Below are 17,580 nucleotides of genomic sequence, written 5' to 3'. Positions count from 1 at the left end.
TCGGGCAATGACACAATACGCCGCCATCATGCTGGCCGCCGGATTTGGAATTCCGATCCTGGCCGCGCTCAATGCGGCGCTGGGAAAAGTCATCGGGTCGCCAACTGCGGCAGCCGTTGTGCTGTTTGCCATCGCCTTCGCCGCCTCCGCCTTGGTCATGGCGCTGTTTCCCGGATTTGCGGCCTTATCCAAGATTGCCAATGCGCCGAAACACCTGTTGCTTGCAGGTGTCCTGATTGCGTTCTATGTCCTGTCGATCACCCATGTCGCACCACATTTCGGGGTGGGCAATGCCGTGTTCTTTGTGCTGCTCGGGCAATTGATCAGCGCTGCGGCCATCGACCATTTCGGCCTGTTCGGCGCACAGGTCGAACCGCTTACGCTCATGCGGATGGGCGGGATCGCCGTCATGGCCATTGGCGTTGCGATCACTCAACTGGCCTGAGCGCCCCGCCCTCAAGCCGGACCATCCGGTCCATGCGCGCCGCCAGGTCAAGATTGTGCGTTGCTATCAACGCCGACAACCCTTCGTCCCGCACCAGTTTCATCAGTGTATCAAAGACCTGATCCGAGGTTTCGGGGTCCAGATTGCCCGTCGGTTCATCCGCCAACAAAACACGGGGCGCATTCGCCAAGGCCCGGCAAAACGCCACCCGCTGTTGTTCCCCACCAGAGAGTGCGGCGGGGCGATGGCTGGCGCGTGCGGCCACACCGACACGGTCCAACAGATCCAGCGCTCGGGCCTGTGCGGCCTTGTCCGGCACACCATTGGCCAGTTGCGGCAGGGTGATGTTTTCCAATGCCGTGAATTCCGGCAGCAAGTGGTGGAATTGATACACGAACCCGACATCCTGCCGACGCAGTGCGGTTCTGGTCCGGTCGCCCTCGCCCGATACGTTCTGCCCGCCAATTTCGACGGTTCCTTCGTCGGGCATGTCCAGCAGACCGGCGATATGCAGAAGCGTTGATTTACCTGCCCCAGAGGGCGCGACCATCGCTACGGCCTCACCCGCGCGCAGATCCAGATCAACTCCGCGCAAGACCTGCACCTCGCCCGGTTTGCCTTTCAGATAGGTCTTGGTCAGACCTTTCAGACGCAATGTGACATCATTCATAGCGCAACGCCTCGACCGGGTTCAGCCGCGCCGCTCGACGGGCAGGGAAATAGGTGACGACAAAGGACAGGCCAAGCGACAGGCCGATCGCCTTGAGCACATCGCTCAGGTGCAGCTCGGCGGGCAAGGCATAGATGCCCCGGATCGACGGATCCCAGACGCCACCGCCCATCACGTAATTCACGAAGGAAAAGATCGGATCGATATAGATCGCAAAAAGGCACCCCAGGATGACCCCCATTGCCGTTCCGATCAGTCCGGTAAAAGCGCCGCAGATGAAAAAGACACGCAGAACCGATCCTTCGCTCAGGCCAATGGTACGCAGGATGCCGATATCGCGGCCCTTGTTCTTGACCAGCATGATCAGGCCCGAAACGATATTCATCGCGGCGATCAGAACGAGGATCGAAAGGATGATGAACATCACGTTGTCTTCAACTTCCAATGCCCGCAGGAACCCACCGGATGCATCCTGCCAGGTCCAGATCTGGCTGCGCTCGCCCGAGGCCTCGAGAATCGAAATCAGGATCGGGCCCAGGTCTTCGGGGTTGTCCACCATCACTTCGATTTCATCGGCCACACCTTCGCGATTGAAAAAGCCCTGCGCCTGCGAAAACGGCATGTAGACACGGGTGCGGTCGATGTCATAGCGCCCGGCCGAGAACACATAGACAACGCGATAGGCATTCACGCGGGGCGACGTACCGAAGGCGGTTTTGACGCCATTGGGCGACGTCAACTTGACGACATCCCCGACCGTCGCCCCAATGCTGCGCGCCACGCCTGAACCAATTGCGATGACATCCTCACCCGTCTGGAATCCAGACAAGTCCCCTACAGCCTGCTCTGCCTGGGCAATTCCGGGCAGATCACGCAGATCGTCGGGTCGGATTCCAAACACTTCAACCCCGCTGCTGCGGTCGCGGTTGGTGATCAGCACCTGCCCCTTCACCAAAGGAGCCGCGCGTTGAACTCCGGGCACTTGTGCGATCCGGGCCGCGCGCTCTTCGTAGTCGGCGATTGTGCGATCCACCCGCCCCTGCGCGTCAATCTCGCCTGACGAATAGACCGTTACATGCGCGTTGGCGCCCAGGATGGTGCCGACGAATTCGGAACGGAAGCCGGACCGGACCGCCAGTGTCGCGATCAGGGCAAACACTGCCAATGTGATCCCGATCAGAGAAATCCAGGTCATCACACTGACGCCGCCCTCGGCCCTGCGGGCCCGCAGATAACGCCATGCGATTTTCCATTCAAAAGGGGCAAAGGGCGGGGGTGTGTTGGCCATGCCTGCTCCGGGGTGTTCATGTTCGCGGGGACAGTTTCGGCATTTCACCCGATGGTCAAGCCGGTTGTCGCTTTGAACCCGTTCCTCAGCCTGAACGAGCCGAATCAATCCGGTTGCCCAGCACGGCGACTGGGCCAAACGGATGACTTGGAAATCTGCTGCTACACCATGAGTTGTGAAGCGCATCACAGACAAACCGGTATTGTTTCATGTATGAAGTTAATCATCGCGCTTTGTGAGCTCCTGAATCGAAAAAGCAACAATGGGCGCGAAATTTTATTACTCTTTTTGATTATTTTCAGAAACTTTGTCACCCTGTATGTGGGGGAACACATTTAAGGAGCGGGGGTCGCTCAATGAATTTTCAAATTTCAACCAACGGTGCGGGGGTTATTCCGTCTCGCCAAGCATCAAAAGAACTGGATTGTGAAACAGCGGCGCTGCTGCGTGCGGCCATTCGGCCGATCTTTGCCAGCGCGGCAAGCTGGGGCAACTTGACGGATATCCTGAAAGACAAAGGGTACCGTCTGGTTTTCCGGCAAGGGCGTCTGTGTATCACGGATCGCACTACGGACGCGCGGGTTTGCGGGTTGCGGTTTCTAGGTCTTGAGTTTCGCGACCTGGTCAACCGGCTGGGCCGTCCGATCGTGGTCGCACGCGGCGATGGCGCCAACGGAGATATCCTTGCAACGCGCCCGACGGCAGACCAAGACTGACGTCTCAACCGATCGAATTGGTCAGATCACATTTGGTGGCCAAGCCAATCGCATGGCCACCTTCGCGAAATGGATCTGTGTTGCGTGACAGCAAGACCAGTCACCGGTGACGATGCTCAGGCAATCTGCTGGTAGATTTCAGCAACTTTGGTAACGGCCGCCTCGGGGCTCAGTTCCTCGCTTTCGCCGGTCCGGCGGCAAGTCAGTTCAACGACACCATTCTTCAGGCCACGCGGCCCGACCGTGATCCGCCAGGGCAGACCAATCAGATCCATGGTCGCAAACTTGCCCCCTGCCCGTTCATTACGGTCATCATAAAGCGGCTCCAGCCCCAAGGCTGTCAGAGCATTGTAGATTTTGTCACAGGCCGCATCCGCTTCTTCATCGCCCTGCTTCAGGTTCACGATGCCGCAATGGAACGGGGTCACGCCCTCGGGCCAGATAATGCCTTTGTCGTCATGGCTGGCCTCGATGATCGCGCCGACCAGGCGGCTGACACCAATCCCGTGACTGCCCATATGCACCGGAACCGGTTTTCCATCCGGGCCCTGCACGGTGGCGCCCAGCGGCTCGGAATATTTCGTGCCAAAATAGAAGATCTGCCCAACTTCGATACCACGCGCCACGCGGCGGCGTTCTTCGGGGATCTGATTGAACAGCGCCTCGTCATGCGTTTCATCCGTGCGTGCGTATTTCGAGGTGAACTCTTCCAAGATCGCCTTACACTGTTCACGGCTGTCATAGTCAATCTCACGATCACCAAAGGTAAGATCGGTGACGGCGCTGTCATAGAAGACTTCGGATTCACCAGTGTCAGCCAGCACGAGGAACTCATGGGTGTCATCGCCGCCGATGGGCCCCGAATCCGCGCGCATCGGGATCGCCTGAAGGCCCATACGCTCGTAGGTACGCAGATAGCTGACAAGATGGCGATTATAGGCGTGCAGCGCATCTTCCTTGGTGAGGTCGAAGTTGTAGCCGTCCTTCATATAGAACTCGCGGCCCCGCATCACGCCGAAACGCGGGCGGATTTCGTCGCGGAATTTCCACTGGATCTGATAGAGGGTCAGCGGAAGGTCTTTGTAGCTGTTCACGTGGCCGCGGAAAATATCGGTCACCAGTTCTTCGGCCGTGGGCGTGAACAACATGTCCCGGTCATGCCGGTCCTTCATGCGCAGCATTTCCTGCCCGTAATCGTCATAGCGGCCGGATTCGCGCCACAAATCCGCCGATTGGATGATGGGCATCTGGATCGCGATGTGACCGGCCCGGGCCTGTTCTTCATGGACAATGTTTTCCAGCTTGCGCAGCACTTTGAAACCCAGCGGCAGCCAGGAATATATCCCGGCAGAAGCCTGCTTGATCATCCCGGCACGCAGCATCAGCCGGTGGCTAACGATCTGGGCCTCGGACGGGTTTTCCTTGAGAACGGGCAGAAAGTAACGGCTGAGGCGCATGAACGATCCTATTTGTCTAGCGAAAGCCCGAATGCTCTACGCGATCCACAAAGGCTAGGCAAGGCGGCGCATCATTCAGGCTTGCGCAGCAAATAGGTGTAATAGTTGCACGAACCAAAGAACGTGCCTTCCCGCGCGGCTGCTTTCTGACCTTCGGCCCATTTCAAGGCGGTCTCGACGTCGATTGCACCTGCCTGAATGCAGGGGCCGACATAGGCGTCGATCATATTTCCGAAAAACGAGGTCTGGCCAGCCTCGGCCAGCAATTCCGGGATGAAACCGGCAACTTCCAGCCCCGCCTGCCGGGCCAGGAACGGAAGATGCCGCAGAACGAACGGATTGCCGACAACCGTCTGCAAGATTGCGTCCACCGCCATCGCGTTGGCGTCAGGGTCGCCAGCGCCGATCGTCAACGACGCATAGTCGCCATCGAAAATGGCGATCGTGCCGCCGGGCCGCGTCAGCCGCGCGGCTTCCTCTAGCATCGCCGCCGGGTCCGCCACATGGCTGATCACCGTATGCGCGATGACGATATCAAAGCTGCCTTGGCCGTCACCGGTGTTTCGGGAATCCGCAACCTCGTACCGAATGCGCCCCGCCAACCCCGCGGCATCCGTCTTTTCCATTGCGACCTTGATCAGCTCCGCCGCCAGATCCGACCCGACAATCTCGCATTCCGGGCCGACCCGGTCGGCCAGCGCCCGTGTCACGACGCCCGTGCCACAGCCCAGATCGACGATGCGGCGGCACGAGGCCCAGTCGAGCCGGTCGAAATAGCGTTCGCGCATTTTCACGAAATCCGGCATTTCGCCGCGAAACTCCAGACGGTCCGCGACGACGCGAACCGTGTCTTCCCCCTGTTGATCCAGGCTCTGATAGATGTCGGGCATTGCTCCGTCCCCCAAGGCAGGGCGTCAGTATAGCACGTTTCGGCCCGGCACGTCGGCTCTCTGCGCTGGCGGACTGTGAACGCGACGCCCGGCAATGGCGCGTTTGCGACCCAAGGTCAGTCGGGTTTTTGATTGACCCGCCAATTGGGAGTTTCAATTGTGGCGGGAACACAAACACCAGGAGGCGCTGTTGCAGACAATTCAGGAACCCGCCCGGCAGATACCTGTCATCCACCAGACCGATATTCTGGTCGTGGGCTCTGGCCCGGCCGGGTTGGCAGCAGCGCTGGCAGCGGCCCGCGCAGGCGCAGACGTGTCGCTAGTTGACCGGTTCGGCTGTATGGGCGGCAATATCACTGCCGTCGGCGTCGAAGGATTCGCCTGGTACCGGCACGAGCAAACCGTCGAGGCCGGCGGCATCGGGACGGAGTTCGAAACCCGCGCCAAAGAGATGGGCGCGGCGGTGCCCGAAAGCCAGTCGCTCAGCTATGAACTGGACAGCGAAGGGTTCAAGCTGGTGGCGGACAAGCTGATCGAAGAGGCGGGTGTTCATCCGATGCTACACCGGCAATTCGTCGCCCCCATCATGGAAGGGGACCGGATCACTGGCATCATCACCGAATCCAAGGCCGGGCGCGAGGCGATACTGGCCAAGGTGGTAATCGATGCCACCGGCGACGCCGATGTGGCCCATCGCGCGGGGGCCCCGACGCATAAAACACCACGAGAGGACATGATGGCGGCCTCTGTCATGTTCCATCTGGCCGGGGTGGACAAGCGCGCCTTTATGGAAGGCGTCAAAGCCGATCCGCAGACCTACAAGGACTGGGGCGGCGGCGGTGAGTGGAACATCGAAACCAGCGGCAAAGAGGACGACATGTTCTCGCCCTTTGTGCACAAGCCCTTCCAGCAGGCCATCGATCAGGGGCTGATCCCGCCCCATCTGAATACCATTGCCGGCACCTGGGGCGCGATGCATGACACGGGCGAGCTGACCTACATGAACCTCATCCATCTGGCCGAGATTGATGGGACCGACCCCGACAGCCTGACACGTGGCGAGATCGAAGGCCGCCGTCAGACCATGCTGGCCATCGAGGCGCTGCGCCGGTTCATGCCGGGATGCGAGAACGCGCGGCTTCGGAATTTCGGGATGACCATCGGTATTCGCGACACCCGCAAGATCGATGCGGTCTACAACATGACCGAAAACGACGCCCGCCATCAGGGCCGGTTCGAGGACACGATCGGCATCTATCCCGAATTCATCGACGGCTATGGCATTCTGATCCTGCCGACCACGGGGCGGTACATGCAGGTCCCCTACCGCTCGATGCTGCCCAGGGGCGTCAAGGGCCTGCTGGTCGCTGGGCGGTCGCATGGTGCGGACCGGGTGGCCCATGCCGCCACGCGCAACATGGCCTGCTGCGCCGTCATGGGCCAGGGTGCGGGCATTGCGGCGGCCATGGCACTGAAAAGCAATCAGGGCCTGGACCAATTGAACCTGGCACCTGTTCACACGGAACTAGAGCGTCAGGGGGTCAGGATTCACTGATGGACAGGATTCCGACAATAGACATCTCGCCGCTGTCCGATCCCGGCAGCGCAGCCTTTGCCGCAACGGTACAAGGCATAATTGAGGCCTGCACAGGAATCGGGTTTCTGTCCATCACCGGGACAGGTGTGTCCCAGCAGACGGTGGATCAGGTCCGTCAGACCACACGAGAGATCTTTGCCATCAATGAAGCCCGCAAATGGGATCAGGCCATCACGCGCGAGAATTATCGCGGTTATATCCCGATGGGTTTTTTCACACCGAATGACGGATCCGGCAAAGCCGACAAATACGAGGGTTACAAGCTGCACCACGAGGTTGCCGCCACCGACCCCGTGCGCAGTGAATGTGCCCTGTACGGCCCAAATCTGTGGCCCGCCGAAGTTCCCCGCGCCAAAGAGGTCATCCTGGATTATTGGCGTCAATTGGATCAGGTCACTGATGTGTTGTTGGGCGCATTGGACTCCGGCCTGAACTTGACCTCTGGCATTTTGCGCGACGCGTTCCGCAACCCGATGACCAATATGACATTGCTGCACTATCCCCCGCAGGCCGCGGAAGAAGCGGGCTATGGCATCCATCCGCACAAGGATACGGACGCACTGACCATCATCGCGCCCGATCCGGTGGGCGGGCTCGAGGTGCAGACCCGCAGCGGCAAGTGGATTTCACCGGACTGCCCACTCGGTGGTTTCGTGGTGAATATCGGCGACATGCTGGAACTTTGGTCAGGCGGGCGATTGAAATCCACGCCACATCGGGTGGTCAACCGGTCGGGCAAGGAACGGTATTCTTTCCCTTATTTCGCCGTACCCCGCCATGACGTCATTGTTGAACCGTTGTTGCCCGCCCTGCCCGGTTTCGACCGCCCGGCGGTTCATTGTGGGCACTGGTCGGCAGAAATCTGGCGCACCAACTGGCCCGATGAAGCCGCAGAAGAAGACACCCCTGAACTGGGGACGTTGCACGATTGAAACGGGCAAAGCCCGTGCCCATGAAGCGCTTGCATCATGGGCTTTGATGCGCCAAGAACGCCTGCAAAGGCCTGAACAAGGGGATCACGATGGCTTTGCCGGTAAAGGATCAGCTGAGATACTGGGGCGTCGCCGCTGCGGTTTTTGTTTTGATCCTCTGGGCTTTGGGGGATGTCCTGCTGCCCTTCGTCATAGGCGGAGCAATTGCGTATTTCCTTGATCCCGTTGCGGATCGGCTGGAGCGGTTGGGCCTGTCGCGCATCGCAGCTACAGCCATCATCACCGTCGTCGGGATTTTGGGGTTTATTTTGGCGATCCTGATGGTCGTGCCCGCCCTGATTACTCAATTGCTGGATCTGATCGACGTTCTGCCTGACCTTTTCAAGCAATTGCGCGGGTTCATTGAAAAACAATTCCCGTCGCTGCTGGACCGGGAATCAAACACTCATCAGATGCTGGTGTCCTTCGGCGACATGCTGAAGTCCAAGACCGGGGATGTTCTGCAAACGGTTCTTGCCTCACTCGGGTCCGCGATAAACATTGTTGTCCTTCTGGTGATCGTGCCCGTCGTGGCTGTTTACCTGCTGCTGGACTGGGATCGCATGGTCGCTCGCATCGGAGAGCTCCTGCCGCGTGACCACGCCCCCACCATCAGGCGGCTGGCCGGTGAGATTGACGCCGTGCTGGCCTCTTTCGTGCGCGGGATGGGAACGGTCTGCCTGATCCTAGGTACCTACTATGCCGTCGCGCTGATGCTTGCCGGTCTGCAATTCGGCCTGATCGTGGGGTTCATCGCGGGGCTGGTCACGTTCATCCCCTATCTGGGCGCCCTGATCGGAGGCTCATTGGCCATCGGGCTGGCGCTGTTTCAGTTTTGGGGAGATTGGGCACATGTCGGACTGATCGCGGGGATCTTTGCCATCGGGCAGGTCACCGAGGGGAATTTCCTGACACCCAAACTGGTAGGCAGCTCTGTCGGACTGCACCCGGTCTGGCTGCTTCTGGCACTGTCGGTCTTTGGGGCCTTGTTCGGCTTTGTCGGCATGCTGATCGCCGTGCCCGTGGCCGCAGCATTGGGCGTGCTGGCCCGATTTGCCACATCGCTGTACCTGGACAGCCGACTTTATACCGGTCTTGAACGTCAGGATCAGGAAACCGAGTAAATGGCCCGACAACTCAGCTTTGATCTGCCCGCCAAAACTGCGCTCGGGCGAGAGGACTTTTTTGTGTCGCCTGCCAATGCCTTGGCAGTGGCGATGATCTCGGCCACATCCTGGCCGGGAAACAAGCTTGTTCTGACCGGCCCGGCCGGTGCGGGCAAAACCCATCTGGCGCATGTCTGGGCCGCGGAAACCGGCGGGCGCATCATTCAGGCCGCTGATTTGCGGTATGACGACGTGCCGGATCTGGCACGCAGGCCGATTGCCGTCGAAGACGTGCCCATGATCGCCGACGATGCCGACCAGCAGAAAACGCTGTTTCACCTGCATAATCTGGTTCTGGCCGAAGGAAACGCCCTGCTGATGACTGGTCGGCTGGCCCCGAAATTGTGGGAATTGCCACTGGCCGACCTGCAAAGCCGGGTCGAAGGCGCCCATCACGTGGCGCTGGATCCGCCAGACGATGCGTTGCTGGGTGCGGTTCTGGCCAAACTGTTCGTAGATCGGCAGCTGAACCCCGGCCCCGAGGTAATCGCCTATCTGGTCAAACACATGGATCGTCGATTTGAAACTGCGGCCGACGTAGTGGAGCAACTGGATCAATTGGCCCTTATGGAAAAGCGCGACATCACCCGTTCCCTGGCCGTGCGGGTTCTGAACATGAGCCCGTACGAGATCGAGACGGGTGATTGACCCGCACCCGCCAATTTCGCATCCTCACACAGCATTATCTGGAAGACACATGGATCAGACCGCTGCAACCGACATCCCTGACTGGGGGCCTTTCGGAAAGCCACTGTTCGACGAGCCTGGAACCCGGGCATTGTCGCGTGTCGGAGTTGTCGATGTCGGATCCAACTCGGTCCGGATGGTCATCTTTGACGGTGCGGCCCGATCGCCGGCCTATTTCTACAATGAAAAGGTCATGTGCGAATTGGGCGCGGGCCTGTCCGAGACCGGGCGACTGAACCCGCGTGGGCGCGAACGGGCACTGGCGGCGCTGCGACGGTTTCAGAATCTGGCGGTTGATCTGGAATTGCCGGGCCTGCATGTCGTGGCCACGGCAGCTGTGCGCGAGGCCAAGGACGGGCCGGATTTCTGCGATCAGGTCAAAGCAGAGACCGGGCTGCACGTGGAAGTCATCGACGGGGAAGAAGAAGCCCGTTTATCAGCTCAGGGAGTGCTGCTGGGATGGCCTGGAGCCTATGGCCTGATCTGCGACATCGGCGGGTCGTCGATGGAACTGGCCGAGATCGGAGACGGTCAGGTCGGCCGCCGCCTGACTTCGGCCCTCGGGCCGCTGAAACTGCGCGATATCAAGGGCGGACGGCGCGCACGCAAGGCCCATATCAAAAGCACGATGGAACAGCTGCGCGATCAAATGGGTCCGCAGCGGGATCGTCTGTTTCTGGTTGGCGGCAGCTGGCGGGCCTTTGCCCGGCTGGACATGCTGCGGCGGGGCTATCCGCTGAACGTGCTGCATGAATACCGGATGACGACAAAACAGGTTCGTGAAACGATCAAGTTCATTGAAAAGAACGATCATGAAAAGCTGCGCAGCCAGGCCGGTGTATCCAGCTCGCGGATGTCGCTCATCCCCTACGCGATGGATGTTCTGGCCCGGTTGATCCGAACGTTCAAACCGAAGGACATCGCCATATCCAGCTATGGGATCCGGGAGGGATTGCTGTATGAACAGATGTCGCAGGAGTTGCGCGACCGGGACCCGCTGATCGAAGCCAGCCTTTTTTCCGAATCCAAGGATGCCCGCCTGCCCGGATTTGGCCGAAACCTCTATGATTTCGTGATGCCGCTGTTCAAATCAGCCCCCCCCAGCAGCGTTCGACTGATCAAGGCTGCATGCCTGCTGCACGATGTCAGCTGGCGTGCTCATCCCGATTACCGGGCCGAAGTCTGTTTCGACAACGTCACCCGCGCCAATCTGGGTGGCTTGAAGCATTCAGAACGTGTCTTTATCGGGCTGGCCTTGCAGCACCGGTATCGCAACAAACGCGAGGGCAACCGCTTTGCACCCCTGTATGATCTGCTGGACGAAAAAGGCCAGAGAGACGCCGAGATTCTGGGCAAGGCCATGCGCTTTGGCGCGATGCTGTGGATGCACAATGACGCCAATATGGGGCGCCTGAAATTCTATCCCAAAAAGCGGGAGTTGGAGCTGTACCTGCCCGAAGCAGCAGCCCCCCTGTTCAGCGAAGTTGCCGAAGCGCGCCTGAATTCACTGGCGAACGCCCTGAAATCCGATACGCGCGTGATCATCAAGGGCTGACCCTCGATCCGATCAGATATCAGTTGCCCCTTCGGGCAATTCTTCAGTTTCTTTTTCAGGCTCCGGCGGATCCTCGGCCTGTTTCCTGCGGATGATGATATCGCCATTGGGCAAGATCTCGGGCGCTTCATAAGCGCTCCAATCCTTGATCTCGGCCCCCAGCTCGGCCAGTGCGGGGCCCATTTCCCGCAAGAACGACTGCATTGCCGGGCCAAACTCATCCGCAAGGCCCAGCAGATCATCCAGCGCCGGTTCCATTTCCTTGCGCAGACCTTCGAAAAACAGCTCGGCCCCCTGCTCCATCAGGGATTTGCTGTTGTCTTCCTGCGAAAGGGCCGGCGCGGCGATGCCGGCCGTGATCATGCTGATCAGCAAAACGTGTTTCATACCTAGAATATAGCGCCCCAGCCGCAGGCGTGAAAGGTCACAGGTCGATGTCCAGTGTGACCGGGAAATGATCCGACGCCGTCAGCAGCGCCTGTCGCAGGTCCGGTGCGGACCAACAGGCCGCGTCGCGAAACGGATGCCAAATGCGCCAGGCCGAGCGGTATGCACGCAGATCCTGGGTTATCATTATGTAATCCAGAAGAGCCTCGAGAAACCTGCCTTCTTCCGGGCGGGCAAAGCGCGCCGTGGAGGGTATCGATCCGGGGCGAAAACCATGAGCCGTCACCGCGTGCGGGTCGAACAAACCTGCCTCCAGCAAAATCTCGACCGAAGAGCGGCCGAACAGATGCTCGAACTCATCCAGCCCGGGGCCGTCGTTCAGGTCTCCCAGCAGAATGACGGGTTCCTGGCTGGCAACGTGCATCTCGACCCGCCTGGCCAGCCAGACCGCCTGCGCCAGTTGCTTGCGGCGGTTGGCAATCGAGATCCGGATCGCCTCATCCCGCGACCCGGCCCCATGCGGAGCCTTGGATTTCAAATGAGCTCCGATCAGCCGGACGTCGTGTCCCGACTGCGTCGTCACCGCCAATTCCATCGGTGGTTTGGAAAACCGCACGACATCCTCGGTCGCATCAATATCCAGATCGATTCTGAACGCACCATCGAACCGGGGGGCCAAGGGGTCGTCGATGTCACCCTTGGGATCATGGCGCACGGTGAGAATGGTCCTGTCGTAGAGCAGCGCCAGCTCTTGATGGGTGTCGTTGGCAAATCCCATCACCGCGTCAGAGATGCGCAGATCGAACGCCTCGGCAAAGGTTTGCAGGGCCCGCACCGTGTTCTGGCGTTTGCCGGTGTTCGGAGCCTCGACAATCAATACCGCATCCGCGTCAATCGCGGTCAGCACTTTTGCAATCGCCTCGACCTGCTGCGCCTTGGTGACATCATGCCGACCGGACCAGGTGTCATCGACGATCAGATTGTCGTTTTGATCAAAAAGATTGGCAAACCATTCGATATTGTAGGTCGCCAGCCGCATCCTGTCAGGCCCGCGCGCCGTTGATCTCATCCCAGGCGCGGTTGATGTCGATCATCTTTTTCTCGGCCAGTCTGATCGCCTCTTCCGGGACACCGCGCGCCATCATGGCGTCCGGATGCGTTTCGCGGACCAGCCTTCGCCAGACTTTGCGGATATCGGGCAAGGGCATGTCCTGCGGCACGCCCAGAACCGTGTAAGGATCTTTTGGCGCATCCGGCACAAATCGCGCCCGCAATGCTTTGAATTGAGCGTCGGACTGCCCGAAGATCTTGCTCACTTCCTCCAAGAACGCGTTCTCATTGGGATGGTAGAACCCATCGGCCATGGCGATGTGAAACAGCCCCTCCATCAGGTCGCAAAGCGTGGTGCTGTCTTCGGCGAACATCCGGGCGATCTTGCGGGCATAATCCTGATACCCCGCCACATCCGTGCGCGCCATGTTGAAGACCCGCGCGGCATCTTCTTCGTCTTCGCGCGCGATCTGGAACACATCGCGGAAGGCAGTGACTTCATCTCGTGTCACCTGACCGTCTGCCTTGGCCATTTTGGCGCCCAGGGCAATCACCGCAATCGTGAACGCCACCGATCGTTCCGGCGGTGTTCGCAGCTTTTCAAAAACTGCGGCCAGGCTTTCGCCTTGGGCCAGCGCGCTGAGCGCATCGGATATGCGGGTCCAGATCGACATGGGCGTACACTAGCGTCACAATTCGGGACTGTCAGGTGCGACAGATCATTCAGGTGAAAGAATTTTCTGCATCAGCACAAGATCCAGCCATTGACCCCATTTGAACCCTACTTCGGGCATGCGACCAACCTGTGAAAAGCCCAGCGCCGCGTGAAACGCCACGGCGCCCGGATTGGCCGAGGAAATGCCTGCAACCAAAACATGCACACCGTCGGTTCGTGCGGCCGCCTCAAGCGCTTGCATCAAAGCACGCCCAACGCCTTTTTCGCGCGCGTCCGGTGACAGCTGGATCGAGTGTTCGCGCGTCTGCGCGTATCCGGGGCCCGCACGAAACGGGGCATAGGTGGCAAAACCAACAACTTGCCCATCATGTTCGGCGACCAGAAATCCAGTGCCCCGCGCCTTAATATCTTCGGTGATTTGCGTCGTGCTGCGCTCATCGGTCGTGAAGGTGATCAAGGACTCGCGGATGATCGCATTGGTGATCCTGGCGATTGCGGGCGCATCCGCCGCCATGGCCGGGCGAATGTTCATTCCAACACCCGGACCCCATGAGGCGTCTCGAACTCCGCCCTGAGCGCGGCCGGGCCGGTGTCGAACACCACTTGATCCAATGCACCTAGATGTCTGGCCAGCGTCAACGCATCCGGGTGGTACACAACCAAGCGCCGCAGCCGACAGCCGCTGTTTTGCAGCATGTCGGCCGGGTGAAGGTCGCCCTGCCATTCGATAAGTGCGGGAAACAAGTTGTCGAACGGCAAGCGCCCGGTTGGTGGAACCGCCATGCGCCACCGCAGCGCGCCCCGGGTCAGATCGATCGGTTGCCCGACACCATCGGGAAACACCGCAAGCGAGGCTTCGATATCCTCGACCCGGCAAATCCAGTTGGTCAGACGCGGGCTGCCCTCGAAGCGGTCCAGATCGAACCACCGCGTTCTGCCAGGTCTTTGCGCCTGCGGGTCGATCGCAATCGCCTCCAGATAGAGCCCGTCCCTGAGGCCCAGCAACTCGTTGTATGTCCCGAACGTCTCGTGCTTGCCGCCGGGTTGCAGCGCAACGCCAAGCGCTTGTTCGATATGGGCAGATGCGTCTTCCAGCGTTTCACCCGCGACGGCCAGATGATCCAGTAACATGTGCCACCTCCTGCAAGTTTACGGCCAGACCCTTGCGGATCTGGCCGTATGTTTCCGCCAAAGAGGCGCGATCACAAGATGTTTCGACGAAAAACCCGACCTTCGTCAGCCGCGCGCTTCGCTGATCAGGCGCAGGATGTCCTGAGCGGCCTCGGGAATGTTGGTGCCCGGGCCAAAGATGGCCTTGACCCCATGATCATAAAGGAACTGGTAATCCTGCTGCGGGATCACCCCGCCGCAGATCACGATGATGTCCTCGGCCCCGGCCTTTTTCAGCTCTTCCACCAGTTGCGGAGCCAATGTCTTGTGCCCTGCCGCCTGCGAGGAAATACCGACCACATGCACGTCATTGTCCACCGCGTCCTGCGCGGCCTCGGCCGGGGTCTGGAACAAGGGGCCAACGTCTACGTCAAACCCGATATCGGCGAACGCGGTGGCAATCACCTTGGCCCCACGGTCATGACCGTCCTGCCCCATCTTGACCACCAGCAGACGGGGGCGACGGCCTTCGGCCTCGGCGAATTCCTCGATGGATTTCTGGATCGCGGCAAAGCCTTCGTCACCCTCATAGGCCGCGCCATAAACGCCGGCGAGCGTTTTCACTTCGGCGCGGTGGCGGCCGAATTCCTTTTCCATTGCCATGCTGATCTCTCCTACGGATGCGCGGGCGCGGGCGGCCTCGACCGCAGCAGCCAGCAGGTTTCCGCCCTCTTGGGCAGCCTTGGTCAAAGCGTCCAGCGCCTGTTGGCAAGCAGCCTCGTCACGGGTTGCACGGATAAGTTCTAATCGCGCGACCTGAGCTTCGCGCACGGCCACATTGTCGACGTCCAGAATATCGATCGGATCTTCCTGTTCCTTGCGATATTTGTTGACCCCGACGATCACCTCTTCGCCGCGGTCGATCATGGCCTGCCGGCGCGCGGCGCTTTCCTCGATGCGCAGCTTGGGCATACCACTGGCCACGGCCTTGGTCATGCCGCCCATTTCCTCTACCTCTTCCATCAGGGCCCAGGCTTTTTCGATCAGCTCATTGGTCAGGCTTTCGACGTAGTAGGACCCCGCCAGCGGGTCGACCACATCGGTCACGCCGGTCTCTTCCTGCAACACCAGCTGCGTGTTCCGGGCGATACGCGCCGAAAAGTCGGTGGGCAGCGCGATCGCCTCGTCCAGAGCGTTTGTGTGCAAGGATTGCGTCCCGCCCAGAACTGCGCTCATCGCCTCATAGGCGGTGCGGATCACGTTGTTGTAGGGGTCCTGTTCCTGCAAGCTGACACCCGAAGTCTGGCAGTGGGTGCGCAGCATTTTGGACCGTTCGGATTTCGCGCCGAACTCGGTCATGACCCGGTGCCACAGCGTGCGTGCGGCGCGCAGTTTGGCGATCTCCATGAAAAAGTTCATGCCGATGGCAAAGAAGAACGACAGCCGGCCTGCGAACTTGTCCACGTCCATCCCGGCCTGTGTCGCTGCACGGACATATTCGCGCCCGTCGGCCAGGGTATAGGCCAGCTCCTGCACCAGGTTCGCGCCGGCCTCTTGCATGTGATAGCCCGAGATCGAGATTGAGTTGAATTTAGGCATCTCGTTCGACGTGAACTCGATAATGTCCGAGATGATCCGCATCGACGGTTCGGGCGGATAGATATAGGTGTTGCGCACCATGAATTCCTTCAGAATGTCGTTCTGAATGGTGCCGGACAGAACCGATTTGTCGTGCCCCTGTTCCTCTCCTGCCACGATGAAGTTCGCCAGGATCGGGATCACCGCGCCGTTCATGGTCATCGAGACCGAGACCTTATCGAGCGGGATGCCGTCGAACAGGATCTTCATGTCTTCGACACTGTCGATGGCCACGCCAGCCTTACCAACATCACCAACCACGCGGGGATGGTCGCTGTCATAGCCGCGGTGGGTGGCCAGATCGAAGGCGACCGAAACACCCTGCTGGCCCGCCGCCAGGTTGCGGCGATAGAAGGCGTTGGATTCTTCGGCGGTCGAAAAGCCCGCGTACTGACGGATCGTCCAGGGACGGCCCGCATACATCGTGGCCTTCACACCGCGTGTAAACGGACCAAAGCCCGGCAGCGAACCCATATGCGGCAAACCGGCGGTGTCTTCCTGCGTATAGAGCGGTTTGACCGCGATGCCCTCCAGCGTCTCTTTGGTCAGGTCGTCCAGCGGACGTCCGCGCAGCTCTTTCTCGGCCAGCGCTTTCCAATCCTTGGTGTCGGTCATTTCGGTTTCCTCTTGTCAATTCGGATGGCGGCAGTCGAAAGCTTCCGCATTGAGGTCTTGCGCTTGGCCGTTTCATTCAGCCGCAAGCGCGACATTTTGAGTGTTTGGTACAAATCGTCGGTCGCAATCGGTGTCACAGAGGCTATATTCGAAGGAACAGGAGGCCACATGACACGCACGCTTGCCTTTGTTTTCTTGGCACTAATCCCGATGTCTGTCTGGGCGGCGGATGGCACGGCGACGACGGATGACAGTTTTGTCCGCCCGGTAGGTGACAGCGAACTCAGCGAGTTTCTTTGGGTCAACCGACCTATCGTAGTCTTTGCCGACACGCCGGCGGACCCGCGGTTCCAGCAACAGATCGACATGCTGCTCGAAGGCGAAGCCGCAATGCGTGAGCGTGACGTGGTGGTTCTGACCGATACCGACCCATCGGCGCGGTCTCCGATCCGGTCACAGCTGCGCCCGCGCGGGTTCCAGATGGTATTCGTCGACAAGGACGGCGTGGTCAAACTGCGCAAACCTTCTCCGTGGAGCGTGCGCGAGATTGGCCGGTCCATCGACAAGACCCCCCTGCGCGAACGCGAAATCCGCGATCGGCGCGAAGGCGGCTGACCCCTTTCGCCACCCCGAAAGACCCCGGCACAGAATGCCGGAGGCTT

19 protein-coding genes are annotated in these 17,580 nt (G+C 59.9%); 9 read left to right on the top strand and 10 right to left on the bottom strand.

Going from position 1 to position 17,580, the window contains the following annotated elements:
• Window positions 1–7: 7 nt before the first annotated feature.
• Window positions 8–445 (top strand): DMT family transporter, encoded by a 438-nt coding sequence (locus tag GOW31_RS00615; protein WP_171114855.1) that lies wholly within the window; start codon window positions 8–10, stop codon window positions 443–445.
• Here the strand turns inward: GOW31_RS00615 and GOW31_RS00610 are convergent.
• A complete protein-coding gene (locus tag GOW31_RS00610) occupies window positions 429–1,115 on the bottom strand; it encodes an ABC transporter ATP-binding protein (RefSeq protein ID WP_171167171.1) in 687 nt (228 codons plus the stop codon). The genes GOW31_RS00615 and GOW31_RS00610 overlap by 17 nt on opposite strands.
• The gene (locus GOW31_RS00605) at window positions 1,108–2,403 is read right to left on the bottom strand and encodes a lipoprotein-releasing ABC transporter permease subunit (RefSeq protein ID WP_171167169.1); all 1,296 of its coding nucleotides are present in this window, start codon (window positions 2,401–2,403) and stop codon (window positions 1,108–1,110) included. The genes GOW31_RS00610 and GOW31_RS00605 overlap by 8 nt, the downstream gene beginning before the upstream one ends.
• A gap of 18 nt (window positions 2,404–2,421) precedes the next feature.
• Here GOW31_RS00605 and GOW31_RS00600 point away from each other — a divergent pair, with 18 nt between their 5' ends.
• Both GOW31_RS00600 and GOW31_RS00595 read left to right on the top strand, forming a co-directional pair.
• Window positions 2,422–2,742, top strand: a complete 321-nt coding sequence (locus GOW31_RS00600) for a hypothetical protein (RefSeq protein ID WP_171114849.1) — start codon at window positions 2,422–2,424, stop codon at window positions 2,740–2,742.
• 17 nt (window positions 2,743–2,759) lie between these two features.
• Window positions 2,760–3,119: a hypothetical protein gene (locus tag GOW31_RS00595; protein WP_152458705.1), complete on the top strand. Its 360-nt coding sequence runs from the start codon at window positions 2,760–2,762 to the stop codon at window positions 3,117–3,119.
• Between the two features lie 116 nt (window positions 3,120–3,235).
• Here GOW31_RS00595 and proS read toward each other — a convergent pair whose 3' ends face one another.
• Window positions 3,236–4,576, bottom strand: coding sequence for a proline--tRNA ligase (proS, locus tag GOW31_RS00590; protein ID WP_171167167.1), 1,341 nt, complete (start codon window positions 4,574–4,576; stop codon window positions 3,236–3,238).
• Window positions 4,577–4,647: 71 nt separating this feature from the next.
• On the bottom strand, window positions 4,648–5,466 hold the full coding sequence (locus GOW31_RS00585) for a methyltransferase domain-containing protein (RefSeq protein WP_171167165.1): 819 nt from the start codon (window positions 5,464–5,466) through the stop codon (window positions 4,648–4,650).
• 190 nt (window positions 5,467–5,656) lie between these two features.
• Here GOW31_RS00585 and GOW31_RS00580 point away from each other — a divergent pair, with 190 nt between their 5' ends.
• The 5 genes from GOW31_RS00580 (at window position 5,657) to GOW31_RS00560 (ending at window position 11,442) form a co-directional block, all read left to right on the top strand.
• Window positions 5,657–7,021, top strand: a complete 1,365-nt coding sequence (locus GOW31_RS00580; protein ID WP_371813681.1) for an FAD-dependent oxidoreductase — start codon at window positions 5,657–5,659, stop codon at window positions 7,019–7,021.
• A complete protein-coding gene (locus GOW31_RS00575; RefSeq protein WP_171167163.1) occupies window positions 7,021–7,995 on the top strand; it encodes an isopenicillin N synthase family oxygenase in 975 nt (324 codons plus the stop codon). Before GOW31_RS00580 ends, GOW31_RS00575 begins: the two co-directional genes overlap by 1 nt.
• A gap of 89 nt (window positions 7,996–8,084) precedes the next feature.
• Window positions 8,085–9,158, top strand: coding sequence for an AI-2E family transporter (locus GOW31_RS00570; protein WP_171114837.1), 1,074 nt, complete (start codon window positions 8,085–8,087; stop codon window positions 9,156–9,158).
• Window positions 9,159–9,848: a DnaA ATPase domain-containing protein gene (locus GOW31_RS00565; RefSeq protein ID WP_171167162.1), complete on the top strand. Its 690-nt coding sequence runs from the start codon at window positions 9,159–9,161 to the stop codon at window positions 9,846–9,848.
• A 49-nt stretch (window positions 9,849–9,897) separates the two neighbouring features.
• Window positions 9,898–11,442 (top strand): Ppx/GppA family phosphatase, encoded by a 1,545-nt coding sequence (locus GOW31_RS00560; RefSeq protein ID WP_171167160.1) that lies wholly within the window; start codon window positions 9,898–9,900, stop codon window positions 11,440–11,442.
• A gap of 12 nt (window positions 11,443–11,454) precedes the next feature.
• Here GOW31_RS00560 and GOW31_RS00555 read toward each other — a convergent pair whose 3' ends face one another.
• The 6 genes from GOW31_RS00555 to scpA form a co-directional block, all read right to left on the bottom strand.
• Window positions 11,455–11,829 (bottom strand): hypothetical protein, encoded by a 375-nt coding sequence (locus tag GOW31_RS00555; protein ID WP_171167158.1) that lies wholly within the window; start codon window positions 11,827–11,829, stop codon window positions 11,455–11,457.
• A gap of 37 nt (window positions 11,830–11,866) precedes the next feature.
• On the bottom strand, window positions 11,867–12,868 hold the full coding sequence (locus GOW31_RS00550; protein WP_171167157.1) for an endonuclease/exonuclease/phosphatase family protein: 1,002 nt from the start codon (window positions 12,866–12,868) through the stop codon (window positions 11,867–11,869).
• A gap of 4 nt (window positions 12,869–12,872) precedes the next feature.
• Window positions 12,873–13,553: a molecular chaperone DjiA gene (locus tag GOW31_RS00545; RefSeq protein WP_171114829.1), complete on the bottom strand. Its 681-nt coding sequence runs from the start codon at window positions 13,551–13,553 to the stop codon at window positions 12,873–12,875.
• Window positions 13,554–13,598: 45 nt separating this feature from the next.
• Complete coding sequence (locus tag GOW31_RS00540) at window positions 13,599–14,087, bottom strand: GNAT family N-acetyltransferase (RefSeq protein ID WP_171167155.1); 489 nt, start codon at window positions 14,085–14,087, stop codon at window positions 13,599–13,601.
• The gene (locus tag GOW31_RS00535; RefSeq protein ID WP_171167152.1) at window positions 14,084–14,686 is read right to left on the bottom strand and encodes a VOC family protein; all 603 of its coding nucleotides are present in this window, start codon (window positions 14,684–14,686) and stop codon (window positions 14,084–14,086) included. The genes GOW31_RS00540 and GOW31_RS00535 overlap by 4 nt, the downstream gene beginning before the upstream one ends.
• Before the next feature lie 105 nt (window positions 14,687–14,791).
• On the bottom strand, window positions 14,792–16,918 hold the full coding sequence (scpA, locus tag GOW31_RS00530) for a methylmalonyl-CoA mutase (RefSeq protein WP_171167150.1): 2,127 nt from the start codon (window positions 16,916–16,918) through the stop codon (window positions 14,792–14,794).
• 168 nt (window positions 16,919–17,086) lie between these two features.
• Here scpA and GOW31_RS00525 point away from each other — a divergent pair, with 168 nt between their 5' ends.
• The gene (locus tag GOW31_RS00525; RefSeq protein ID WP_152458718.1) at window positions 17,087–17,533 is read left to right on the top strand and encodes a DUF4174 domain-containing protein; all 447 of its coding nucleotides are present in this window, start codon (window positions 17,087–17,089) and stop codon (window positions 17,531–17,533) included.
• Window positions 17,534–17,580: the final 47 nt, after the last annotated feature.

The sequence above is a fragment of the Ruegeria sp. HKCCA0370 genome (assembly GCF_013033705.1).
In the GTDB taxonomy this organism is placed as follows: domain Bacteria; phylum Pseudomonadota; class Alphaproteobacteria; order Rhodobacterales; family Rhodobacteraceae; genus Ruegeria.
The sequence above is the reverse complement of the archived record's forward strand: the minus strand, read 5'-3'. Positions and strand labels throughout refer to the sequence as shown.